The organism is Pirellulales bacterium (assembly GCA_019636335.1).
GTDB lineage: Bacteria > Planctomycetota > Planctomycetia > Pirellulales > JAEUIK01 > JAHBXR01.
Genome location: JAHBXR010000020.1, coordinates 1 through 24,488 on the forward strand (window position 1 = coordinate 1; position 24,488 = coordinate 24,488).

Sequence of the window (24,488 nt, forward strand, 5' to 3'; positions counted from 1 at the left end):
ATGAAGATTTACCGCTTGATACGCGGACTACTCCCCAGAATTGCCAAGAAAAACAGCCCCATCATACTGAGCTTGAGCAGATTGAAACTTGCCTCCTGTACGTCCTTGCGTTCTTGCGGTGACATTTCCACGGTTGGCGCGATGCCTTCGACCACGATGCTGGCGACAGCGAACAAGGAAAGCAACGCCGTCGCAACGGCAAGGTCACCGCGGCGCGACTTCGGCTGAATTCGATATACAGCCTTTGCGTTGATCACGAGCATAAGAAACAGAAGCATTGACATCGCGCACAACGCTAAACCGGTGAGCATGCCGAAGATAGCCGAGAGCAGCGCGCCGCCGAGGAAGAACGCCGCCCAATTTGACATCGCGAATTCATCCGGCGAGAGGACCAGTCGGCCATCCGGATGAAAGCGAAGAAACAAGTTTGAAATGGGCTCGCCCGCCCAGGCAAGGTAAAGACCAACCACCGCCACAACGGCTGCGTACACTCCAAAGTCTTGCCAATCTGTGAAGCCCACCACGACCAAGCAAATGATGGCAAACAAGAGAGGCAAAGCTGCCGCAATCAGGCCGCGTCGACTTGGCTTCGCACGACTTGCGTGATGTTGGAATATTAACAATGCTCGGTAGGGCCAGTGTTTGGCTTTGAGCGATTCTACAATCCCTTGACGAGCGTTGTCGTTCATGGGATCGAGCCGTAGAGCCTCGCGAAAATGGACGAGTGCTTCGTCGTCGTGTCCTTCGAGCAACTGCGCCCAACCGCGTACGCTGTGCGCGACCGAACTGTCTGGCGCGTAAGTGAGAGTCTCACGTGTCGCATCGCTCGCGCCAGTGACATCTCCAAGTTGTGTCAGACATGCAGCGCGTAGGTTTGCACATTCTTTGTTGTGCGGATCGCACTCCAAACCTCGCTCAGCAGCGTTCAATGCGTCCTGCCAGTTTCCGCGGTTGATATCGATCATGGCAGCCAGGCCGTAATTCATCGCGTTCGTGGGATCGAGTCGTAAGGCCTCGCGCAGAGACGGTATGGCCTCCTGAAACCTTCCCTGCTCGCAGAGTACGAACGACACCATAAAATGCGCGTAAGGAAAGTCGGGCGCCAACTGTACCGCCGATTTTGCCATTTCGTTCGCTTGGACGAATGCTTCGCGCTTCGTCAGGCACAACGCGAGCAGTGCGTGCGCCAGCGGATCGTCTGGGACATCTGCCAGCGCGAGCGCGAGTTGCTCTTCCGCCAACGTAAAACGCTGGCGAGACATGAGTATGTGCGCGCGCTCGAGGTATGTGCCCGTCATAAGTCACCCGCTGGCTCGCCTAGCGCCGCTCCTCCGTCGAGGCACTGACGTTGGCGACCCAGGTGAAGCCCAGCACACCGAAGCCCCCCAGGGTTGCCAGCACGATCGCGATCTTCTCGAAGCCTTCGGCCGCTTGGGGCGAGATCGCCGCGAATTCGGCCGTCAGCTCCGCTGCCGCGGCGCCGAGGCCCACGATCGCCAGGGCGAACGCCACGCTTCCCATCAGCCAGCGGCGGATGCCGGTGGCCGTCAGGTAGACCATCGACACCACCAGCACGAGGGCCAGGCACACGCCGGTCAGGATCAGAAACCCGATCGACCAGCACGCCAACGCCGCGAGGCCGGAAAGGACCGCGCCGACGAGAAAGGCCGCCACCCAGTTCGAGGCGACCGTCTCATCGCGCGAAAGCGCGTAGCGGCCGTAGCGGTTGAACCGTAGAAAAACATTCGACAACGGAATTCCCGTCCAGGTGAAGTACACGACGAGCGCGTAGGCGACGCCGAGCAAAACGCCCAGCGGCGCCAGGCCGGGAATCGATTCGGCGGCAGAGCGCACGATGCGCACGCCCACGACCAGTCCGATCACGAAGACCCAGCGTAGCGCCTTCGTCATGCGTCCCATGTGATAGTAGTAATTGAGCAACAGGCGATAGGGCCAGTAGCGCGCCTTCATGGCATGCACCATGCCTGCTCGTGCGGAGTCGCTCGTCGGATCGAGGCGCAGCGCCTCGCGAAAGTGCTCGAGCGCCTCTTTGTGATAGCCTTGCGTCAGCAGCGTCCAGCCGCGCGTGGCGTGGGTAATCGCGCTGTCGGGCGATTGATGCAGGGCCGCTCCTGTCGCGGCGGCCGCCTGATCGAACTTGCCCAACTGCACGAGCGACATCGAGCGCAGGCTCGCGCATTGTTCGTGGTGGGGATCGCAGGCCAGCCCCCGCTCGGCTGCTTCGAGAGCCCCTTGCCAACGGTCGAGGTGATATTCAATGGCGGCGTGCAGACCGTGGAACTCGGCCGCAGTGGGATCGAGACGTTGCGCCTCGGCCAGGGGCGCCAGGGCCTCCTTGTAGCGCCGGCGCTCGTAGAGCACGAGGGCCTGGATATAGTGCGTATACGCGATATCCGGACCCAGGTGGACGGCCGTGCGCGCCAACTGCGTGGCCTCTTTGTAGTCCTCTCGCTTAAGGACGCACAGCGCCAGTAGCGCCTGCGCAATGGCATCGCTGGGCGTTTCGGCCAGCGCCAGCCGCAACTGTTCTTCCGCCAGAGCGTAGCGGTCCTGCCCCAAGAGCAGCGTGGCTCGTTCGCGATGGATGCTCATAACTTCAGGTACTTGAGAATGTCGTCGTAAATGCCTCCCTGGTTCGAGTAGAGGGCATAGTTCCGCGCCGTGGCGAACCACTCCGCCGTGCTGGGGCGCACCCGTTTGGCGGCGGCGAGCAGGTCTTTCGTCGAGAGTGGCCGCGGCGCGCCGCCGCGCACGGCTGCGTGCAGAATCTCTTCGATCGCCAGATCGAGCGTGTTCTTGAGATCGGCGCCCGAGAAACCGTCGGTCTTGCGAGCGACGGCATCGTAGTCGATATCGCCCAGCGGCTTGCCGCGGCACAGCACGCGCAAGATACCGGCCCGCGCCGCGGCATCGGGAGGAGGCACGAAGACGATCCGGTCGAAGCGTCCCGGCCGGCGAAAGGCATTGTCGAGGTGCCAGGGGGCGTTCGTCGCGCCGAGAATCAACACGCCGTCATTCGACGAATCGACGCCATCCAACTCAGCGAGAAACTGGTTGATGAGTTGCCGGCCCGCGCTTTGCCGCATATCGGTGCGGCTGGCTCCCAGGGCGTCGATCTCGTCGAAGAAAAGGACGCAGGGCTGCTGGCGACGCGCGCGCTCGAACAACTCGTGCAGGTTGCGTTCGCTATTGCCGAACCACATCTCGAGCACGTCGTTGATACCAACGGCGAGAAATTCGGCCTTGATCTCTCCCGCCGTCGCGCGGGCCAGGTATGTCTTTCCACAGCCCGGCGGTCCGTACATCAAGATGCCGCCGCCGACGGGCTTGCCATAGGCGCGGAACATCTCGGCATGTTCGATCGGGTAGATGATCTTCAGCCGGATCTCTTCCTTCAGGGGCTCCATGCCACCGACGTCGTTGAAATTGATCTGCGGACGCTCGGCTACCCGCTCGATCGACGACGCGGCGTCGGTGTCGCGCCCCAGGCGAATGCGGCCGTCGGCGAGTTCATCCTCGGGCTGGGCATCGATGCCGAGCTGCGCGGCGAGCTCTTCATCACGCGCGGTCGGGTCGACCTGTTGCGCCTGGCGGTAGTGCGTCACGGCGCGCTGAACATCCCCTTCGCTCAAGAGGAACCGGGCATAGAGCAGGTGCGCCGCGGCGGGGGGCTGCGGCAGCTTCAGCAAGTCTTCGACGATGACCAGCGCGTGCGAGTGCTTGCCTTGCTGATTGAATGCCCGGGCCAGCCCCAGCTTGAGCCCGGCATCGTTCGGCGAGGTTCCGAGCGCGGCGCGATACTCGACCTCGGCCTCATCGCCGCGCCCCAGGCCCAGCAAGCTTTCAGCAAGATGCTGCCGGAGCGGGACATTATCGGGCGAAACACTCACCGCCGCGCGCAAGGCACGAATCGCATCGTCGGACGTGGCCATCGTTTACCCCATTTTCGCGACGCGTGGCTCAGGCGAGTTACGCGTCGCGGCTCGTTGGTGCCAAACAGAGTTGAGCCATCATTCTCGGCGAGCAACAAGGTGGGGGCAAGTTTTTTGCCGGGGCCTGCTCGAAGGGCCTGCACGTCGAAGAGGCGATGGGCACCAAAGCAAAGTCCACAGATCCTCTTGTTGCTGCGCAACACCGACGATGGTGCGACTTGTTGTCCTATCAGTGTCAGATCGCGCCGCACCATCGTCGCTGCTACCCCACCCGGTGTGGACGACTTGTAATCTGCTTACTCTTCGATGATGCGGACGCGCTCGATTCCCGCGCGCCACCAGTCGGCGAGCGTGCCGCGGTCGAGGCTTAATCGCGCTTGTTTGCCCGTTGCTCTTTCGAGTTCGAGCGTGCCGAGGAGGACGTCTTCGCCGAAGAGGCTCGCCTCGCCGATCAGATTGCCATCCGGGGCGATGAGGCGGCTTTGCCCGTGCGAGCCGGTGGCGTCCTCGTTGGCCGGCGCGTTGGCGTGGACGATGTAGACCGTGTTCTCGACGGCGCGAGCCTGAATCTGCGCGCGATACGGGGCGAGCTTCGACTCCTGCTTCAAGCCTGATTCGTGCGACAGGTAGAACACGACGCGCGAGCCCGCCAGCACCGGCAGACGCACGAGCTCGGGATAACGCTCGTCGTGGCAGATGATGATCGAGGCTGGAATGCCGTCGATCTTGAAGACCGAGAGGTGATCGCCCGCCGTGGGCCACGACTCGGCAAGCTGCAGCTTGTGGTAGCGCTCGATCACCTTACCCGTGGGAGCGAGGACGACGGCGGAGTTGTAGAGCTTATCGCCGTCGCGCCAGGGCGTACCGATGATGGCGTAGATCTCGTGCCTGCGGCAGGACTCGGCCACCTGGCGTTCGGCATCAGCGAGTTGTTCGGGAGTAAAGGCCCGCATCGTCTGGGCGTCGAAGTAGCCGGTCAGTGCGCACTCGGGAAAGACCGCGACGCGGGCGCCCGCCTTGGCCGCGCGGGCGAGATAACCATCGATCGCGCGCAGGTTGGCTGCCAGGTCGCGCGAAGAGCGCATCTGCACGGCGGCCACGCGGAGTGTTGTCGGCATCGTCGCCGCTACCGCAGCAGGTTCTTCACCCCGTAACCGTGGCGTCCAGGTGGCGACGACGATCAAAAGCAACACAATCGGTCGGAGTCGATGGCTCATCAGTCACCCGCCTCGAGCGCCGTGGGCGAAGTGGACTTGCGATAGATTACCTGGCACGGCTTGGCCAGCTCGATGAAGTCGTGGATGTCGCCTTGCGCGAAGAGGCCGAAGCAGAAGAGCTCAGGATATTTATCGACCGACCAGTTGTTGTCGATGATTTCGCGCAGGCTGACGAGCGCCGTGGAGAGCTCGAGTTGCTTCGGCCGTTCGCTTTCGTCGCCGGCGGCCACGGCCACGACGGCGCTCAGACCGATCCGCGGACCGACGGTGATGAGACGCTCGACCGGCGCGCCAAACTTCTGGCTCGCCCAGCGCGAGACCGCCTGGAGCTGATCGGCCTGCACGCCCAGGGGGCGCGAGCCGACCGACGAGACGAGCAGCGCGAAGAGGAAACCGCGGTCTTCGATCTTCGACTCGCCGAGATAAAACGGGTCGACCGCCAGGACACGCTGGTCGTCGTCGAGCAGACGATGGATCTGGTCGGTCATTTCCGCGCGACCTGTGTCGGCGGCGACGAGCGCGGTGCTCTTCGGCTCGCCGCGCGAGAGCTCGACCACCGGCACGGTCCAGTCCTCGGCCAGCACGATGCGCCAGAACCGAGCCTGCGTTGTGCCCAGCGTTTGCTCGCCGACCAGTTCAGCCTGGGGCATGTAGTCGTTCAGACGAGCCGTGCGCGCGAGCGTTGCCGGGGTGAGCTTGGGTTGCACCGGACCATCGCTGAACGGATCCTCGATCCCTTCCATCAAGTTCTTGGCCAGCTTGTGGAAGTCGAGATTCTCTTCGGGCAAGGACACGGCCAATTCTTCAGCGGACTTTACTTCGCTCTCGGAATCGATCTCCGCAGCGTTGAACGCAGGGTCGCCCGCGTAAAAATGATCGCCGAGCATCTGGTAGAAGGCCTCACGGTTCTCGCGCTCGAAGTTGTGCGTGCCGGGCACATGGTTCACGTGCGAGCGCAATCGCGAGCCGACCCCCGCCCGTTCGAAGATCGGGCTGGCCGATTCCAACAGCGGCGGCAGCGCGTGCCCCGAGGCAAAGCAGCAATCGTCCTTCGCGTTGAAGGTGAGCAGCGTCGGCCGCGGCGCACGCAGGGCCGTCAGATGGGTGTAATCGGCCAATTGAGCAAGATCGGTGGGCGTTTGTTCCGAATCGCCCAGGTCGGAAAAGAACTGCACGCGTGTCTTGTAGCTCGAGTAGCCGGCGACTGGATTCGAGAGCGTGACGCGGCGATCGAGCGCGCTGAAGAGGATGGTCTGCCAGCCGCCGCCCGAGAGGCCCGCCATCGCCACGCGATCGACGTCGGCATGCGGATGATCGAGGAGTAGATCGAGGGCGCGTTCGATGGCGAGGTAGAAGGGAGCAAGTCCGCTCACGCCGCAGAGGTCGAGCTGATTCATGCGGTAGTGAACGAAGCCCTCGCCCTGGAGCTGCCCCATGTTCAGCCATTCGACGTTCAGCGCGAGCATGCCACGCTGGGCCAGGTTGATGCAGCGGATTTGTTTATAGGGGGCGGCTTTGCCTTTGCTGTCGTGGCCGTTCACGTTGAGCACGACCGGCACGCGCCCCGTCAGGTTTTCCGGCTCGTAGAGCAAGGCGGGAATCCACAGGCCGGGCAAGGCCTCGTAACGCAGCTTGCGAATCTTGTAGCCGGGGCCGCCGGCGATCGTGTCGAACCATTCGATCTTGCGCGCGGGACTGCGCCAGTCGGCGGGGACCCCTCGAAAGACGATCTCGGCCAGCACGCGCTCGCGCAGCGTTTCAGCCTCGCGCTGCCAGTTGCTCCACGAGGTCTGGGGCGGCAAGGTGGCGATGCGCCGCTCGCAGTACCTCTGCACCTCGCGCAGCGATTGATCCTCGTCGAGGATCGGCCGCGCGAGCAGGGTCCGCACGTCGGTAGCGGGATCGGCAGGCTCATCGGCCACGACCCAGGCGCTGGCAGAGAACAACAAAGAAAACACGATCGGGGCGAAACGATAACGCCACGAGAATTGGTACATCGTTTGTTCCTCAAGTGCCATGTGCGAAGGCCGGCCGGGTCGAAGGCCACCATCGCCGGAAAACAAGCTCGGTTCAAGTGCCGGCTACCGGAAATCCAGACACTGGCACTAGGCCTCGCGGTGGCACACAATATTCCGCAGGCAAAGCGGCCCACCAATTACGAATCCAGTCACATGCTCGCACGAGGAGTCCGACGGTGGTGAACTATCTGGCCTGGGGTCTATTGGCGCTCGTCGTGGGGGCGGATCCCACGGAGGAGGCCGTTGCGCGGTTCGAAGAGCGCGAGATCAAGTTCACCGGAGGCGAGTATACCGACGAGGTGTTTCGCTATCGCGTGCTGAAGCCCGAGCGGATCGAGCCGGGCAAAAAGTATCCCGTGGTGCTCTTTCTCCACGGGGCGGGAGAACGGGGAAGCGACAATCGCAAGCAATTGGCGTATCTGCCTGAGTGGATGTCGGACGAGGAGCATCGCGAGAAGTATCCTTGCTTCCTCGTCGCGCCGCAATGTCGCACGAATCGATGGTGGATCAACCCGAATCAATTTCTCTCCACCAAGGGGGAGATCGTCCCGCTGAGCACTCAACTCGAGGCGGCCTTGACGGCGTTCAAGCAGGTGCTGGCCGACGAGCCGATCGATCGGGAGCGCATTTACCTGACGGGCATCTCGATGGGAGGGTTTGGCTCGTGGGCCGTCGCGGGCGAGTATCCGCGGAGCTTTGCCGCCGTAGCGCCGATCTGCGGCGGCGGGCGAACGCAACAGGCCGAGAAGCTGGTCGGTGTGCCGCTGTGGGCCTTCCACGGCGATGCCGACCCCGTGGTGCCGGTCGCGAGAACGCGGATGTTGATCGAAGCGCTGCGCGCGGCGGGAGGAGATCCGAAATACACGGAGTTCCCCGGTGTGGCGCACGACAGTTGGACGCCGGCCTATACTGACCCGACGGGGCTGATCCCCTGGATGTTCGAGCAGAAGAGCGACAAGCTGGAACCGTTGCCGTGAATAAAACACAACCGATGATCTACGGCGCCTCGGGATATACGGGGCGGTTGATTGCGCGCGAGGCGGTGCGGCGCGGGCTGCGGCCGATTCTTGCCGGGCGTAGCCTCGAGTCGTTCGCGGCGCTGGCGAAGGAACTCGATTGCCCGACCCGCGTCTTTTCGCTCGACCGGCCGGAGGAGATCGCCGGCGCGCTGGGCGATGTGGCGGCGGTGGCCCACTGCGCGGGGCCCTTCAGCGCGACGGCCCGCCCGATGATGGACGCCTGCATCGCCTCGCAAACCCATTACCTCGACATCACCGGCGAGATCGACGTGATCGAAGCGGGGCACGAACTGCACGAGCGCGCCGCCGCGGCCGGCATCGCCCTGATGCCCGCCGTCGGCTTCGATGTCGTGCCGAGCGATTGCCTGGCCGCCACGCTGGCGGCCGAATTGCCGAATGCCACGTTGCTGCAGCTCGCGTTCACTGGCACAGGGGGCTTCAGTCCCGGCACGGCCAAGACGATGGTCGAAGGGTTGCCCCACGGAGGCAAGGCACGCATTAACGGCAAGCTCGAGCGTGTGCCGCCGGCCTGGAAGACGCGCGAGATTCCCTTCCGCACCGGCACGCAGACGGGCGTGACGATTCCCTGGGGGGATGTCGCGTCGGCCTACTATTCGACCGGCATTCCGAACATCGAGGTGTACCTGTCCGATCCTGGGTTCAAGCCGAAGCATATGCACCGGCTGCGCTGGCTGATGCCCTTGTTGGGGATCGGGCTCGTGCAGCGTTTCTTGAAGCGCTTCATCGAGAAGCGCGTGCCGGGGCCGTCGGACCGCGCGCGGGAAAACAGTCGCTCGTCCCTCTGGGGGCGCGTGGAAGATGCCCAAGGCAAGGCCGTCGAGGCGACGCTCGAGACGCTCGGGGGCTATCCGCTGACCGTGCTGACCACCGTGACGGTGTTGGAGAAGGTGCTCGCCGGCGAAGGCCCGCGCGGGTATGCGACGCCGGCGATGGCCTTTGGCAAGGATTTTATTCTGACGATGCCGGCGACCGATCTCCGCATCGAGCGGGCAGCTCAGGCGACGGCTCATCCCTGATTCGCTCGCACGTTCATTCACCGAAACCATCAACTCGATCAGATAATTACCATGCAAAGTCCGCGCTGCTTGTTCTTCTTGTTCTTCATTTCATTCGTTGGCGCCACCGGGCAGGGGGACGAGCCGATCTACCGCGACGAGATGATCTTTCCGCTCCATCCGAAGCACAACCACGCGCCCGGCATCGTGGAATATCCGAACGGCGATTTGTTGGTTTCGTGGTATCGCGGTTCGGGAGAGCGCTCGGCCGACGACGTGGCGGTGTATGGTTCGCGGTTGAAGCAGGGAGAGAGCACCTGGAGCGAGGCGGAGTTGCTCGTCGATACGCCGAACTTTCCCGACTGCAATACGGCCATGATGATCGACCGCGAGAAGCGGTTGTGGCTCGTCTGGCCGGTGGTGATCGCCAACACCTGGGAGACGTGCCTGACGCAGGTGCTGCTGTCGAGCGACTACGAAGGGCCGGGCATGCCGAAGTGGGACGAGCGCAGCTCGGTCTTTCTGAGCCCGCCGAATTTCAAGGAGCGGATGCTGGCGCGACTCGAAGAGCGCCTGGCCGAGAGCGAAAAGCCGAGCGAGCACGAAACGCTCTTCGCCAACCACGTGCGCAAGACGCTGGAAGATAAGGTCACCCACCGCCTGGGCTGGCAGCCGCGCTGCAAACCGGTCGAGCTGGCGAGCGGACGGATTCTGCTGCCGCTGTACACCGATACCTACTCGGTGTCGCTCATGGCGATCAGCGACGACCATGGAAAGACCTGGTATGCCAGCGAGCCGTTGGCCGGCTTCGGCAACATTCAGCCCGCGGTCTTGCAGCGCCACGACGGCACACTGGTGGCCTACATGCGCGAAAACGGCCCGCTCAATAAGATCCGCGTCTGCGAGTCGCCGGATGAAGGGCTCACGTGGGGGCCGGTAGGGACGATCGACCTGCCGAATCCCGGCTCGGGGCTCGATGCCGTGCGGCTGGCGAACGGACATTGGCTGCTGATCTACAACGACACGGTCGAGGGGCGCTCGAGCTTGGCGGTGTCGATCTCGGACGACGAGGGAAAGACGTGGCGTTGGACGCGGCATCTCGAGCAGCAAGAGGCGGGCTCGTACCACTATCCGGCGGTCATTCAGGGAGCCGACGGCATGATCCATTTCGTCTACAGCTATTTCGCCGGGAAGGATGCCGGCAAGACCATGAAGCACGTGGCGGCCAACGAGGCCTGGGTGCAAGCTGGAGATTGAGAACAGGCACATGAGCAATACACGAGCGCGGTGGGCGATTCCCCGGCGGACGTTTCTGGGAGCGGCCTGCGCGGCGGCCTTGAGCTCGCGCGCCTGGGCCCGCAACGCGCGCACGCCACGCATCCTGCTGCGCTCGTCGTGGCAAACGGTCAACATCGGCGACATCGCGCATACGCCGGGGGTACTCGCGCTTATCGAGAAGCACCTGCCCGAGGCCGAGGTGCGTCTCTGGCCGAGCAAGCTGGACAACGGCGTCGACCAGTTGCTGCTCGAACGTTTTCCGCGCTTGCAGATCGTGGCCAGCGCCGACGATCTGAAAGCCGCCTTCGACGAGTGCGACTTGCTGTTGCACGGCTCGGGACCGTTTCTGGTGGCCGAGCGTGACGTGGTGCGCTGGTCGGAAGGGACGGGCAAGCCGTATGGCGTCTTCGGTATCACGTTTTCCGAACGCAATTACACGACGAAGCCGCTGGCTCCGGAGGCGATCGCCAAGACGATCGACGTGCTGAGCGCGGCGCGCTTCGTGTACTTCCGCGATTCGGTATCGCTCGAACTGGCCAAGGAAAAAGGCTGCACGTCGCCGGTCATGGAGTTCGGGCCGGATGGCGCCTTTGCGACCGATCTCCGCGACGATCGGCGCGCCGACGAGTTTCTGCGGCAGCACGAGTTGGAGCGGGGCAAGTTTCTCTGCTGCATTCCCCGGCTGCGGTATACGCCGTACTGGACGATTCCCAGCCGCAAGACTTCCTTCGACGAAGTGAAGCACGCGCACAACGAGGAATACAAGGAGCGCGATCACGCGCCACTGCGCGAGGCGATCGTGGCCGTCGTGCGCGAGACCGACATGAAGGTGTTGCTCTGCCCTGAAGACCAGACGCAAATGTCGATCGGCAAGGAACTGCTGCTCGATCGTCTGCCGGCCGACGTGCAGGCGCGCGTCGCCTGGCGCCCCGACTATTGGCTGACGGCCGAGGCCCGCAGCACCTTCCTCCGGAGCGCAGGCCTCTTCGGTCACGAGATGCACAGCCCGATCATGTGTATCGGGGGGGGCGTGCCGGCGATCGTCTGCCGCTGGAGCGAGCAGACGAGCAAGGGCATCATGTGGCGCGACATCGGCCTGGGGGACTGGCTGTTCGACATGGATCAGCCGGACGAGGTGGCGCGTATCGTGCCCACGGTTCTATCGTTGGCCAAGGATCCGGCCGCGGCGCGGGAGAAAGCGGCTCGTGCCCAGGCATTTGTCGAAACGCGCCAACGGGCGATGACCGATACGTTGGCCCAACAGTTGAGTTCCGCGTGACGACCTCTCGACGTTGGTTACGTACGTTTGCGGCGGCGCTGGTATTCTTGACGCCGATGACGAATGTCTCGCGTTGTAGCGCTATGGAAGAGGCGATCCGCTCTGTGGCGGAGACGCCCGGGCTGGTCGCGTTCTGGACCTTCGGCGAACCGGCGGGAGAGCCGCGATTGTCGACGGGAACGGCGCAGGCTCATCCGCTCGAAGAGGTGCATGGGCCCATCGCTCGCGTCGCCGGAGGGCCCTATTCCGGCTATGCGGCCGAGCTCAACGGCAAGCAGTATTTGCGCATTCCCTACGCCGAGACGGGAATGCTCAATATCTCGGGCCCTCGGGCGCAGGTCAGCATGTTTGCCGTGGTGCGCATCGTGAACCTGCGCCAGAGTCGGACCATCGCCGGCATGTGGAGCGAGGGGGAAGGCGCTCACGACGACACCGGCACGCGACAATACGCGATGTTGATGAACATGCCGACCTATGGTGGTCGCGAACAGCTTACGCCGCACATCTCGAGCGAGGGAGGCGTCACGCGGCGAGCCGATGGCAGCGCCTTCCCCTGGTGCGCCGACTACGCCGCTACTCGAGAGAAGGTGCCGACGGACCAGTGGTGTACGCTCGGCATGACGTACGACTCGAAGTACATCCGCGCTTACATCAACGGCAAGCTCGACGTCCGGCCGCTCGACGCCCGGGCCGACCGGCGCGAGGATCGCTACTTCACGCACGAAGGACCCGACGGAGGCGACCGCGGCATGAATCCCTATTACCACGGCCGGGGCATCTTTCGGTACGATCCCGCGCGCCACGCACGGACGAAACCACAGGGTGGATCCGACTTTATCGTGGGGGCTCGCTACGCCGTGGGGAGCATGACGCGCGAGGCGACCCAGGGACGCTTCGGCGGATTGGCGGTCTTCGATCGTGCCCTCTCGGACGACCAGATGCGGCGCCTGCACGAGGCGGCCGATCTCTCCTCGCTCGAAAAGTAATCGGACGAGTTGGACGCCGAGGAGGGTTGGGCTGGCGTCCACTCAAAATGCCTCCCTGCTCTGCCGTTCGGCGGCTGGACAGGAGTGGTCCCGGCGACATGTTTCACCGTGGTTAGAGCCGCGGAAATCGTTCGCCCGCGAACCAAATCCGCGTTATGATGAGCCGTCGCGCAGGTGCTTTGTGGGCTGGCGCGATCGAGCGCTCAACCCGACACGATTCTCTTTTGCCGACGGATTACTCTCATGCTTCAGCAGGCGGGTCCTTCCTCTTCGTCTCCCTTTACCGCCGAACATCAGGCCTTTCGCCAGTCGTTGCGGAAGTTCATCGACCAGGAGATCAATCCCCACGTCGACCAGTGGGAGAAGGCCGAGATCTTTCCGGCCCACGAGGTCTTCAAGAAGATGGGAGACCTGGGCTTCCTCGGCGTGAGTTTTCCCGAGGAGTACGGCGGCCAGGGACTCGACTACTGGTACAACGTCGTGCTCTGCGAGGAGTTGGCCGGCATCCACTGCGGCGGCATTCCCATGGCGATTGCCGTGCAGAGCGACATGTCGACGCCGGCGCTCAACGATTTCGGCTCGCACGAGCTGAAGAAGAAGTTTCTCGAGCCGGCGCTGCGGGGTGAGATGGTCACCTCGATTGCCGTCACCGAGCCGGGATCCGGCTCGGACGTGGCCTCGATCAAGACGCGGGCCGAATCGGACGGCGACGACTACGTCATCAACGGCAGCAAGCTCTACATCACCAACGGCACTCAGGCCGACTGGGTCTGTCTGCTCGCGCGGACCGAGCCGGGCACCAGTTATCGCGGCATGTCGCTGATTATCGTCGAGACGAATCGGCCCGGCTTCGTGGTCAGCCGCAAGCTCGAAAAGATGGGCAACCACTCGAGCGACACGGCCGAACTGGCCTTCGATAACGTCCGGGTGCCGAAGAGCAATCGCATCGGCGACGAGGGAATGGGCTTCATCTATCAGATGCTGCAATTCCAGAAGGAACGCCTGGTCAGCGCCATCATGGCGTATCGTGGAGCCGAGCGCATCATCCACATGACCATCGACTACTGCCGCGAGCGGCAAACCTTTGGCCGCCCGCTGATCGACAACCAGTGGATCCACTTCAAATTGTCGGAATTGATTACCGAGGTGGAGCACCTGCGGCAGATGAGCCACCATTGCGTTCGCAAATTGATGGCGGGCGAAGATTTCACCCGCGAGGCCTCGATGGCCAAGCTCAAGGCCGGGCGGCTGGTCCGCGAAACGGCCGATACCTGCATGCAGTTCCACGGCGGCATGGGCTACATGGAAGAGTATCCCATGGCGCGCTACTACCGCGACTCGCGACTGATCTCGATCGGCGGCGGCGCGGACGAGGTAATGCTGGGCATCATCGCCAAGTACGAAGGCATCCTGCCGGGCAAGAAACGGGACTGAGCTTGCGAGAGACGAGGATGAGCGGCGCGCGAGGACGCCCGCTCTCACCGGTTATTGCTTTCTGACGGGCAACGCCAGCATGTATCGTAGGCGGCGTGTGTCACGTCTCATTGTCCGCGTGAGACAGCGTGGTGATTCAACGAACAAGGCCACGGCGGAAGGACCGCCGTGGCCTTGATTGATTTGAAACCAGCCAAGCCGGCTGCATCGGTCTTAGACAGCCGATGGCTTACGGCAGCGGCGCGAGACGAACAGGCCGACGACGGCCGCCATGCCCCACACCAGGAACGACGCCGGTTCGGGGACGCCCGAGGTCGTGCCGATGAAGTCGATGCGGAAGTCGTGCGCGAGCTGAGCATCGAAGAAGAAGTTCAACGAATCGATACTCGACATGTCCACGCCGCCGATGCCGGCAAAGCCCGGGAAGCCGAAGAACACCGACTGAGCACCGGGGGACGTGAGCAACTGCGTCAGCGAGGCGACGTTCGAGCCATCGCTGAGCGTGACGGTGACGGGCAAATCGACGCCACCGGCGTGATCGAAGAGCAGGAAGTCGATCGTGATGCCGGTTTCGGCGCTGAAGTTGGCATTCAGTCCGCCGGGGATGCCGCCAGCGTTATAGAGCAGGTTCAGGCTGCCATCGGCACCGGCCGACGAGGCATAGTCGAGCAGGCTGGGCGGAGTGGGAACGACAGTCGTTGTGACCGTATCAAGACCCGGGACGGCGAACGAGTCCCCCGTCACTGTGGTATTACGCACGCCACCGATGGTGTTCGTCGTGGGAATGCCGAGTTCGTTGTTGACCGTGCTGCCGACCGTGGTGCGGGTGACCGGCCAGACGCCCGTCACGACATCGAAATCGTCGATGATGACGGCGGCCTGAGCAGAGGAAACCCCTAGGATTCCTGCGAGAAGCAGCAGTGCTGCGAAGATCGGAAAACGGGCGCTAGTACGCATGGTGTGAGCCCTGCCTTGTTGAGCGTGTGAGGTAGGCCGTCCGTCTGCCACGGAGGGAATCTGTTCCGGGGTTGGCGTTCAATGAACACCGGTGAGCGACAGACTGCTACTCCGTTGCAAGTCGTGTGCCGCGGGGCGGTCGAAGGCCTCTTCCAAACCGCCCTATCGGGTACTGCCCAGGTATAGCAACGCTGTACCGATTCGTCCACCCTAAATGTAGACGTAATTGCGTGCCCAACTCGGCGCAAGCCTAGGAGTTGCCGACAATTATTCACCCGCGTGGTAAAAGGCCGCAAAAAACCGCTTTTTTTGATTAGTAACGTGAACAGGTGCAAAGTGCATGTAAATGAAAGTGAACAATGCTGGTGCGTCGTGCTAGCTGAAGTCTGCTCGGCGGCCCACCACGGATCGAGTCGAGCCGATCTTTTTCGTCCAAGAACAAACAACAAATTTCGCGAAAAAAACTTGGCGCGGAGCTGCGCCTTTTAGCGGGCCTTGCCCAGGGACCGGGCAGGTAAGATCCCTAGATGACCGGTGCAATTTCTCTCGGCGCACGAGAGTTCCACGCCGCGATCAGCCTTCGCCCCCGAGGTCTTCGGTAAAGACCTCCATCAGCAGGTCGATTTCTTTCTGGTCGTGCTCATCGAGCAGGGCGAGAAGTACGGCGAGGCGTTCGCAGACGTCGGTGAAACGATCCGAATCGTGGGCGTCCTCTCCTTCGAGCGACGGCATCACCTCGGCCAACCGGCGACGAATTTGGGCATGATCCTCGGCCAGGCCTTCGACCTTGGTGGTCCAGTTGGGCTTTTGCTCGCGCACGGCGTCCATGTAGCCCCCGTCCTCCTCGAGCCCCATCATCCGCTCGAGATGCCGCTGGAGCGATTGGGCCGTAAAGCGGACGCTGGAGATCTTGCGGTTCAGCCCGACTTCGCTGGCCTGCCAATCGAGGCACAGGCGGAGCGCCGCCTTCACATGTTGCAGGATGCGGTGTTCGACGAGGGCCTGTTCGGCGATCGAGATGGCGTCCATGGCGACGGCTCCTGGCAAGCAGGTGGCGGCACTCCTGCCCGAGAATTCAGGCGATCGAAGGTACCGCGGCCCGGCGGGGCTTCCAGTTCAATTCTAGCTGCGCGGCGGGGTAAGGCCCGGAGAAAACGCACTGGCCTGAGAAGCGGACCATTTGGCCACGGGGCGCTTGGCCCCCGTGGCGCCATTTGCTATGCTGAGGGGCCCTCTACTTGTCGCGAGGGTTCTAGTAGTTCGAGACCATTTGCTTGCCGTGCGATCGCACGATCGGCCGGCGGAAGGACACTGATGGCATTCCGAAAACCGACCAAGTCGGTCGCCAAGAAGCGTTCGCGCAACGCGGCGCGTAGCAAGAAGAAGGACCCGGTCTTTGTCGATGGCGTACGTCCCCGGCCGATGTACGTGGACTACAAGGATCTCGAGTTGCTGGGCAAGCTGACCAGCCGTCATGGCCGCTTGGTGAGCCGCCGCAAGAGCGGTTGCACCGCCGTGAGCCAGAACGCGGTCGCCAAGGCGATCAAGCGGGCACGCTTCATGGCCCTCTTGCCGTACGTGGCCGATTGAGCCGCCGCACGCCTTCGAAAAGCATTCCATGCCCATGCTCGCTTTGCGCGGTGTGGGCATTGTTTGTTTTGATCCGCGGGGTTGGCCACGCTACGTGGGTGGCGCGACCGATGCTAACTATAAAGTTCAACGCGGCGATGCCCCTGTCGTGGTGTTGCCTTCGCCTGTTTGTCTTTGGGCCGGTTCGCCACGCTGCGAACGTCTCGGGCCCACCGATGGAGTATCCCGACATGGATAAGGAATTGAGCGATCGTTCCGAAGCGATCCAGCAGCGGATCCTCCAGCTTCGAGACTCTCTTTGACTACGCGGGCAAGCAATCCGCGGCGGCCACGATCGAAGCGCAGATGACGGTGGCGGGGTTTTGGGATAATCCCGAGCGTGCCCAGGAGGTCGTCGGCCAGCTCAAGGCGGTGAACGCCATCCTCAAGCCGCTCGCCAAGCTCGTGAGCAGCGCCGAGGATTTGCAGGTGCTGGCCGAGATGGCCGAGGAAGATCAAGGGGCCGCTGGCGAGCTCGCCAGCGAATTGGATCGCCTCGAGCTCGAGGTCGACGATCTCGAGCTCAAGTCGTTGCTCAACGGTCCGCACGACGCCAACAACGCGATCATGACGATCAACGCCCGCGACGGTGGCACCGACGCCAACGACTGGGCCGAGATGCTGCTGCGAATGTACATCCAGTGGGCGGAAGACGCCGGCTACACCGTCGAGATTCTCGATCGTCAGGATAACGACGAGGCGGGCATCAACAGCGCCAGCCTGGCGATTCGTGGCCCCATGGCCTATGGCTATCTCAAGGGAGAGACGGGCATGCACCGGCTGGTGCGGATCAGCCCCTTCAACGCCGAAGGCAAGCGGCAGACCAGCTTCTCGGCCGTCGACGTTTCGCCCGAGGTGGCGGAGTCGGGCGAGATCGAGATCCGCGACGATGACATCCGCGAGGATGTCTTCCGCGCCAGCGGCGCCGGTGGCCAGCACGTCAACAAGACGTCGAGCGCCGTGCGTTTGACCCACCTGCCGACCGGCATCGTCGTGCAGTGTCAGAACGAGCGCAGCCAACATAAGAATCGCGCCATGGCGCTCAAGATGTTGCGAGCACGGTTGGCACGCATTGAAGAAGAAAAGCGCGAGGCCGAGCAGGCGGCGAAGTACAACGAACGTCCGAAAATTGGCTTTGGCTCGCAGATTCGGGACTATTTCCAGCATCCCGATCAGCGGATCAAGGACAAACGGACGAATTTCGCCGCGACAAACTTCCAGGATGTGATGGATGGTCACATTCAGGGGTTTCTCGATGCGTTTCTCCGTTGGCGGCTGCATGGCGAAGGATAGCGCGGTGAACGGAGAAACGGTGCTCACGGCCGGTCGCTGGCAGGTCGCCTTCATGCGCCGGGGCGATCGCTTCGGGCACGAGATACGCTGGCTCGCCCCCCCCGCTGCGCCACGCGTGCTGTTGGTATCTCGCGAAGGGGCTGCCGAGGAGGATTGGCCCGCGAGCCCACCGCTGCAAGAGCTGCATCTCGAACAGCGCGGCGATGATCTGAGCGTCGCGCTGTTGGTGGGCATGGCGGGGACCAGCCATTGGTCGCTCGTCGTCGAGGCCCACGCCCGCGAGGAACGCCTGGTGTTCGACGCCGCCTGTCGCTTGCGCGCCGCGCCGGCGCACCTCGGCTCGCACTACCGGCTGTCTGCGGACCAAGAGCTTGCCGCGCGGGTCCACGGCCGGGAATTTCGGCTCTCGGGCGGGGGGCCAGCCTGGTCGCTGGTGAGCGAACCGCTCCACGACGCCCCCGAAGTGTCGCTCGTCTACGACGAGGCGCGGCGCGAGTTGGCGCTACCGCTGGCAGGTGGAGAAATCGCCCGGCCGCAAACGTGGTGCTGGCGTTATCGGCTGCAATTGCACGCTTGAAACCAGAGCCTCCGTCACACGTGGCACGCCGGCGCGATTAGCGTGTACGGGCCTGTTCCTGTTGCCGCCGCATTTCCTCACCGAATTCGCGCTGCTCTTTGAGCATCGCTTCGAAGCGACGTTCGCGGTTCTTGGCGCGCTCTTCCTTCAGTTCGGCAGCGCGTTCTTTCTCCTTCCGCTTGCGGATCTCGGCGGCGGTTTCTTGCGGCGCGCAGCCGGCAAAAGTCACCACGCACAGAAGCAGCCAAAGGAGATTTCGCATGGTTGTCTGCACATCCGTTCCAGGGTTCGAGATCGTGGGTAGCGCCTCGTCTGGCCGTCGGGCGCCGCTTCAAAACTGCTAGCACGACTGCGGCGCGAGCAAGCCGGCCTCGCAGGCTGCCGTAGCGAGCAGCCAGGGCCATAGTCTTTTCAGTGTAGTTGCCTCTTGCAGGGGCCGCAAATGAGCGCGGACCGGCCTTTCGGCGCGGAATGCTAGCGGACAAACGGCCCCCCCCCGACGCCGCGGGTCGATTGATCTTGACCCCTGCGGGGTGGCTTGCGACCATCCGCCGCGCGAAATCTCGGGCGACGTAAGTCGCTTTCCACGCGGGCGCTTGCCGCATCTCTTGGGGAGCTTTTCAGGGCTATGAAGTCGAGCGTTGATGGCATGGCGGACGTTGCCGGCGGAGGGCGCTGGTGGGGCGAGTTGGAATTCGGCCTGCTCCTGCTGCTGGTCGTGGCGATCTACTTCACGCGCATCTCCGACCTGAGCGTGCGAGGCGAAGAGCCGCGCCGCGCGCGGGTCGCCGTCGAGATGCTCGAGTCGGGAGACTGGCTCATCCCGCGCCAACAGGGACTCCCCTTCTTGAGCCGTCCGCCGCTGGGAAGTTGGGTCATCGCCTGGGCCGGCATGCTGCACGGCGAGATCGATACGTTTGCCACACGCTTTCCAAGCCTTTTGGCGACCCTGCTAACCGCCTGCCTGGTGTACTGGTATGGTCGCACGTTCATGTCGGCCACGGGCGCGCTCGCCTCGGGAGTAGCGTACGCCACCTTTGGACAGATCCTGCAGATCGGCCGCCTGGCCGAGACCGAGGCCACGTTCACGCTGCTCGTCGCGATGTCGATGTTGATCTGGCACTACGGTTACATGCGCGGCTGGAACTCGGCGCTGGCGTTTAGCGCCGGGTATGTACTGGCAGCGCTCGGGGCCTTGGCGAAAGGGCCCCAGGCGCCGGTCTACTTCGCCGGCTCGGTCGTGATCTACCTGCTCGTCGTGCGGCGCGACTGGCGCACGCTGCTGGGCTGGGGGCACTTTGTCGGCCTCGGAGCGTTCGCCGTCGTGCTGGGCGCGTGGCAGGTTCCGATGTGGCGCGAGCTGGGGACCGACGCTGTGTGGGCCGTGTGGAATGGCGACGTGAAGATGCGCTTCGCCGATATGAGCTGGACGACGATCGTCCTGCACCTGGTGACCTATCCGCTCGAGATCCTCGGCTGCACGGCCCCCTGGTCGGTCTTCTTGCTGGTCTATACGAAGCGCTCGTTCCGCGGCAACCTGGGCCCGGCGCTGCCCTCTGTGTTGTTCCTCGTGACGTGCCTGGCGGTGACGTTCCCCAGTTGCTGGCTGACGCCCGGCGCGCGCGGACGGTACTTCATGCCGATGTACCCCTGCCTGGCGCTGCTCTGCGGGCTTGCCGTCGAGCGCTGCGCCGCCGTGGCCCGCGACTACGAATGGCAGCGCCTGTGGAAGGTTTTCCTGGGGGGCTTCGCGGGTTTGATGGTGCTGGGGGCGCTCGTCATCGCCGGCGCGTCGCTCTTCGGCACGTCGAACGAGACCCCGCTCGCGCAGCCGGCGGCGTGGGCCGTGGTATTTGTGGTGGCATCTCTGTCTACGGCGGTCGTTTGTATCGTGGCACTACGACGCCACGACGCGATGAGTGGCCGGCAAGGCATTGTTGCCGTCGGGCTTTATGTAGGGCTCATATTCACGATCGTCGTGCTGAACGAGGCGATCGTAGCGAGCGAGGATACCGCGGGCTCGGTGGCGCGACTGAAGCACGAGTTGCCCGGCGACGTCGAGCTGGTGAGCCTGGGGCAGATTCACCACAACTTTGCCTTTCACTACCGCCAGCGGATCCCGGTCGTCTCGCGGCCGGAGACGAGTGCCGACGTGCCGGCCGAGGTCGATTTCTTCTGCATCAATCAGAACGGCGGCGAGCAAATCGAATTGCCCTTTGCCTGGGAGCCAGTGGCAACCATCGTCTGCGACCGCCGCCGCCGCGACGATCCGCAAGAGCTGGTGATCGTGGGACGCCGCATGGCTAGCGAACGGGCCGAGGTAGAAACGGCCACGCGGCCGACGAATGCACGATGATTTCGTCGTGACTTCCCGTATCAACTCGCGAAGCCCCACAGGGGCGGTATAAGACAGCCCTGGGGAATGTTGGCGAGTGGACCAATCATCAAGCCCTGAAAGGGCGTGACAAAACCACACTGCGTGTGGCGCCGACGTTCGTTCTGTGGCCCCCTTTCTGGACTCGGGTATGGGGTTGGTGTTTGCGTGAATGGGCTCCCCCGGGCGTTGCCCGGGACTTGCTTGTTTGGCCCCTGCGCGGCGGTTTTCTGCCGTCGTCGCGTTACCTTGTTCGACGCAGTACGTCGGCGGACTCCTTCCAGCTAGGATGGAGATCGAGAGGGCGCATTCGTCGCCCTGCGATGCGTCGAGGCCGCAAGTGATCGTGGGTGGCCATCATGAGCAACGACGATTTCAAGTCGCCGGCACCGCGACGCCGCATCCAGTTCGGCCTGTGGGAGCTATTCGTGGCCGTCTCGGCGGTGGCCGTGTTTCTCGCACTTTGGAATCAAGTCGGCTGGCTGGCCCCCTGGTTCGCGCCGGCGCTGGCGTGCTGTGCCGCGGCGTTTTTGTTCCGGCGCGCATGGGTACATTGGTTGTTGGCTGCATTCGCATCTCTGTTTCTAGGGGTGCTGTTTCTTCCAGCGGTACAAAGTCGCGGTCCAGCTCCGATGTCGATGTGCAGGAACAATCTCAAGCAATTGGGCCTTGCGCTGTACAACTATCACGAGCATTTCGGATGCTATCCGCCCGCGTATGTCGCCGATGCGCAAGGCCGCCCCATGCATAGCTGGCGGGCCTTGTTGCTGCCGTTTTTTGAAGGGGGCGATTTGGCGACGAAGTATCGTTTCGATGAACCCTGGGATGGGCCCAACAATCGACGACTGCACCACACGGTGCCCATCCTGCTGCAATGTCCCTCGCGCACCGATCGCCGAAACACCTCCGACTACTTGGCGGTCATGGGTCCGGGCACGATGTGGCCCGGCAGCGAGCCGTTTCGAGCCGAGCAGATCACCGACGACCCCTCGCAGACGATCATGCTCGTCGAGGTGGCAAACTCGGATGTGATCTGGTGCGAGCCGCGAGACTTGCACATCAGCCAGATGTCGCCACGTGTCAATCCGCGGCAGGGGCAAGGAATCTCGAGCCACCATGCCGAAAGGGCACTGGTCGTTATGTCGGACGCATCCGCCGTAACGCTGTACGACACCATCACTCCGGAAAACCTTCGCGCGCTGCTCTCACCCAGCGGCGGAGAAGCAATCGATTGGCACGGAATGGATCAGCCATGAGGGCGTTCGAGAACTCCCTGCATGGCTTGTCGTCTCATCATCCGCGAAAAGCTTGCGTTACTTGCTTTTGCCGTTCTCGCGCGTCTCGGCCAGCAATACCTTCAATTCGCTCACCGTCGCCGCGTGCTCGGGATTCTCGGCCAGATTGTCATTCTCGCCGGGGTCGCTTTCGTGGTCGTACAGTTCGCGACCCGCGCGGCCTTCGTCCCATTCGATGTAGCGCCAGCGATCCGTGCGGATGCTGTAGCCCAACACGTCCGGTCGCTGAGGCTCGCGTCTGCTCGTCCGTCCGTGCGTGACTTGCGTGAGCGCCGCTTTACGCGCGGGGAGTTGCGGATCGTCGAGCTGCGCACGCACGCTGCGGCCGTCGACTTTCTTCGGCGCGGGCAATCCGCACAATTCGGCCAGTGTCGGATAGAGATCGACCAACTCGACGAGCGCCGTCGAAGGCGTGCCCCGCACCTTCGTGCCCGGCGCCGCGATGATAAACGGCACGCGAGCCGATTGCTCGAACAGCGACCTCTTTTGCCACAGGCCGTGTTCTCCCAGATGGTAGCCGTGGTCGGCCATGAAGACGATCACCGTGTTCTCGGCCAGGCCCAAGCGATCGACGGCGTCGAGCACCTTGCCCACCTGGGCATCCATGAAGGTGGTGGCGGCATGATAGGCCTGAATCGCATGTCGGCGCTGGTCGTCGGTCATGGCAGCCTCCTCGCGTTTGATCGTCAGCGCCGCGGGAGGCACGTCGGCGCGATCCTCTTCGGTGTTCACCGGTAGCTCGATGTCGGACGTGGGATACATCTCGAAGTAGCGATGCGGCGCGACGTAGGGCGTGTGGGGACGATAGAAACCCATCGCGAGAAAGAACGGCTCGTCCCGGTGCGCTTCGAGTTCCTTCACCATCGCGGCGGCGCCGATGGCGTCGGTCTGCTCCTCGTCCGTCCCGTCGGCCGAAAGCCAGCTCAGCGTGCCGCCGAACTGCCCCGGGACAAGGGTGAAGATCTGATCCTCATCGTCCCGATCGCGGCCGCGCGGATTGGTCACCTTTTCCCAAGAAGGAGGATCGTCGAGACCATCGGTGCCGATCTGCGTCGGCACGCCGTAGTGGTAGAGCTTGCCCACCCGGGCCACGTAGTAGCCGTGGTGGCGAAAGTGCTGCGGCAGCGTGACCAGGTCGGGATCGACCTGGCGGAAATGCGTTTGATTCTCGCGCACGCCCGTGTGATCGGGCCGACGGCCGGTGAGGAACGAAGCCCGGCTCGGGTTGCAGAGCGGGTATTGGCAGTACGCGCGGTCGAAACGTACGCCGCGCGCCGCCAGCCGATCGATGTTCGGCGACTTCACCAGCGGATCGCCGTAGCACCCCAGCCTGGTGTTCAGGTCGTCCGAGACGATCAACAGCACGTTGAGCTTGGGCTTTTCATCGGCGGCGCCCGCGAAGGACGCGAGATTCACGAGTAAAAGCGTCGACCAAAATGCGTATCGCATGCTGCACTTTTTTTGAAGGGGATGCCGTTTCGTAAAGATGTTTCCGCTCGTCACGCACGGGGTGCGCCACCTACTTGTCCTGGCGCCCCTCGGCATCGATCGCTTTGCGGGCCGCGATGATCGGCGCGGGATCGACGCGCCAGGCGCCTTTCACCAGGTAGATGCGCTGCGCCAGCGGATCGCCTTTCATGCGCAGCACGGCGCGGTCTTCGCCGATCCAGTCTTCCGCCACGACGATCTGCTTGCCATCAGGCGTTTGGAATTCGTCTCCCGGCTTCAGCCGCTCGATGGGAAAACCCTCGATATCCTTGCGCAGCATCGGCAGCACTTCGGGAGGAACCTGGCTCCCCAAGAGCCAGCGGAATTCGTCGGGCTTCGTTTCGAGCGTGACCTGCTTCAGTTCGTCCGCATTGCTGGTCATCACCCCCAGCATGAAGCGCCGCAGTGCCTCCTCGGCAGTCTTGGCCCCCTTCGCAGCAGAAGCGGGCCTGGGCGGGTCAACGGCAATCAACGTGCGGTCGGCGAATGCGAACAAGAGATAAGCGCAAGCAAAAGCGATGCGAGAGAAGTAAGGCATCCGTTCCTTCCGTTTCGTTGAGCGAGCGTTGTGCCCGTCGTGTCGTCGTGGTTCCTTCCACCGAATTCTCACCACGACGGCACTACGACACGACGTGTGGTCGAAGATCGTCACGCAAGGAGTGCGTGAACTACAAG

At 63.3% G+C, this 24,488-nt stretch carries 21 protein-coding genes; 11 read left to right on the forward strand and 10 right to left on the reverse strand.

Going from position 1 to position 24,488, the window contains the following annotated elements:
- Window positions 1–8: 8 nt before the first annotated feature.
- The 5 genes from KF708_18075 to KF708_18095 form a co-directional block, all read right to left on the reverse strand.
- Window positions 9–1,262 (reverse strand): tetratricopeptide repeat protein, encoded by a 1,254-nt coding sequence (locus KF708_18075; GenBank protein ID MBX3414600.1) that lies wholly within the window; start codon window positions 1,260–1,262, stop codon window positions 9–11.
- A 55-nt stretch (window positions 1,263–1,317) separates the two neighbouring features.
- Entirely contained in the window at window positions 1,318–2,613 is a 1,296-nt protein-coding gene (locus tag KF708_18080; GenBank protein MBX3414601.1) for a tetratricopeptide repeat protein, read from the reverse strand.
- Entirely contained in the window at window positions 2,610–3,953 is a 1,344-nt protein-coding gene (locus KF708_18085; GenBank protein ID MBX3414602.1) for an AAA family ATPase, read from the reverse strand. Before KF708_18085 ends, KF708_18080 begins: the two co-directional genes overlap by 4 nt.
- A gap of 296 nt (window positions 3,954–4,249) precedes the next feature.
- A complete protein-coding gene (locus KF708_18090; protein MBX3414603.1) occupies window positions 4,250–5,170 on the reverse strand; it encodes a carbon-nitrogen hydrolase family protein in 921 nt (306 codons plus the stop codon).
- A complete protein-coding gene (locus tag KF708_18095; GenBank protein ID MBX3414604.1) occupies window positions 5,170–7,167 on the reverse strand; it encodes a hypothetical protein in 1,998 nt (665 codons plus the stop codon). Before KF708_18095 ends, KF708_18090 begins: the two co-directional genes overlap by 1 nt.
- Window positions 7,168–7,364: 197 nt before the next feature.
- Here KF708_18095 and KF708_18100 point away from each other — a divergent pair, with 197 nt between their 5' ends.
- The 6 genes from KF708_18100 to KF708_18125 all read left to right on the forward strand — a co-directional run bounded on the left by KF708_18100 (window position 7,365) and on the right by KF708_18125 (window position 14,200).
- Window positions 7,365–8,165, forward strand: coding sequence for a dienelactone hydrolase family protein (locus KF708_18100; GenBank protein MBX3414605.1), 801 nt, complete (start codon window positions 7,365–7,367; stop codon window positions 8,163–8,165).
- Window positions 8,162–9,244 (forward strand): saccharopine dehydrogenase NADP-binding domain-containing protein, encoded by a 1,083-nt coding sequence (locus tag KF708_18105; GenBank protein ID MBX3414606.1) that lies wholly within the window; start codon window positions 8,162–8,164, stop codon window positions 9,242–9,244. The genes KF708_18100 and KF708_18105 overlap by 4 nt, the downstream gene beginning before the upstream one ends.
- Before the next feature lie 51 nt (window positions 9,245–9,295).
- On the forward strand, window positions 9,296–10,480 hold the full coding sequence (locus KF708_18110) for an exo-alpha-sialidase (protein ID MBX3414607.1): 1,185 nt from the start codon (window positions 9,296–9,298) through the stop codon (window positions 10,478–10,480).
- A 10-nt stretch (window positions 10,481–10,490) separates the two neighbouring features.
- A complete protein-coding gene (locus KF708_18115; GenBank protein ID MBX3414608.1) occupies window positions 10,491–11,780 on the forward strand; it encodes a polysaccharide pyruvyl transferase family protein in 1,290 nt (429 codons plus the stop codon).
- Entirely contained in the window at window positions 11,777–12,766 is a 990-nt protein-coding gene (locus tag KF708_18120) for a hypothetical protein (protein MBX3414609.1), read from the forward strand. The genes KF708_18115 and KF708_18120 overlap by 4 nt, the downstream gene beginning before the upstream one ends.
- 243 nt (window positions 12,767–13,009) lie before the next feature.
- Window positions 13,010–14,200: an acyl-CoA dehydrogenase family protein gene (locus KF708_18125; protein MBX3414610.1), complete on the forward strand. Its 1,191-nt coding sequence runs from the start codon at window positions 13,010–13,012 to the stop codon at window positions 14,198–14,200.
- Between the two features lie 213 nt (window positions 14,201–14,413).
- Here KF708_18125 and KF708_18130 read toward each other — a convergent pair whose 3' ends face one another.
- The gene (locus KF708_18130) at window positions 14,414–15,157 is read right to left on the reverse strand and encodes a hypothetical protein (protein ID MBX3414611.1); all 744 of its coding nucleotides are present in this window, start codon (window positions 15,155–15,157) and stop codon (window positions 14,414–14,416) included.
- A 573-nt stretch (window positions 15,158–15,730) separates the two neighbouring features.
- Window positions 15,731–16,186, reverse strand: coding sequence for a hemerythrin domain-containing protein (locus KF708_18135; GenBank protein ID MBX3414612.1), 456 nt, complete (start codon window positions 16,184–16,186; stop codon window positions 15,731–15,733).
- 285 nt (window positions 16,187–16,471) lie between these two features.
- Between KF708_18135 and rpsR the strand changes: the two genes are divergently transcribed.
- The 3 genes from rpsR (at window position 16,472) to KF708_18150 (ending at window position 18,656) form a co-directional block, all read left to right on the forward strand.
- On the forward strand, window positions 16,472–16,747 hold the full coding sequence (gene rpsR, locus KF708_18140; GenBank protein ID MBX3414613.1) for a 30S ribosomal protein S18: 276 nt from the start codon (window positions 16,472–16,474) through the stop codon (window positions 16,745–16,747).
- A gap of 249 nt (window positions 16,748–16,996) precedes the next feature.
- Window positions 16,997–18,079 (forward strand): peptide chain release factor 2, encoded by a 1,083-nt coding sequence (gene prfB / locus KF708_18145; protein ID MBX3414614.1) that lies wholly within the window; start codon window positions 16,997–16,999, stop codon window positions 18,077–18,079.
- 4 nt (window positions 18,080–18,083) lie between these two features.
- The gene (locus KF708_18150) at window positions 18,084–18,656 is read left to right on the forward strand and encodes a hypothetical protein (protein ID MBX3414615.1); all 573 of its coding nucleotides are present in this window, start codon (window positions 18,084–18,086) and stop codon (window positions 18,654–18,656) included.
- Window positions 18,657–18,693: 37 nt separating this feature from the next.
- Here the strand turns inward: KF708_18150 and KF708_18155 are convergent, their stop codons facing one another.
- Complete coding sequence (locus KF708_18155; protein ID MBX3414616.1) at window positions 18,694–18,918, reverse strand: hypothetical protein; 225 nt, start codon at window positions 18,916–18,918, stop codon at window positions 18,694–18,696.
- Window positions 18,919–19,284: 366 nt separating this feature from the next.
- Between KF708_18155 and KF708_18160 the strand changes: the two genes are divergently transcribed.
- On the forward strand, window positions 19,285–21,012 hold the full coding sequence (locus KF708_18160; protein MBX3414617.1) for a glycosyltransferase family 39 protein: 1,728 nt from the start codon (window positions 19,285–19,287) through the stop codon (window positions 21,010–21,012).
- A 377-nt stretch (window positions 21,013–21,389) separates the two neighbouring features.
- Window positions 21,390–22,286 (forward strand): DUF1559 domain-containing protein, encoded by an 897-nt coding sequence (locus KF708_18165; protein ID MBX3414618.1) that lies wholly within the window; start codon window positions 21,390–21,392, stop codon window positions 22,284–22,286.
- Window positions 22,287–22,343: 57 nt separating this feature from the next.
- Here the strand turns inward: KF708_18165 and KF708_18170 are convergent, their stop codons facing one another.
- Window positions 22,344–23,774 (reverse strand): sulfatase, encoded by a 1,431-nt coding sequence (locus tag KF708_18170; GenBank protein MBX3414619.1) that lies wholly within the window; start codon window positions 23,772–23,774, stop codon window positions 22,344–22,346.
- Between the two features lie 70 nt (window positions 23,775–23,844).
- Window positions 23,845–24,351: a hypothetical protein gene (locus KF708_18175; GenBank protein MBX3414620.1), complete on the reverse strand. Its 507-nt coding sequence runs from the start codon at window positions 24,349–24,351 to the stop codon at window positions 23,845–23,847.
- Window positions 24,352–24,488 lie beyond the last annotated feature (137 nt).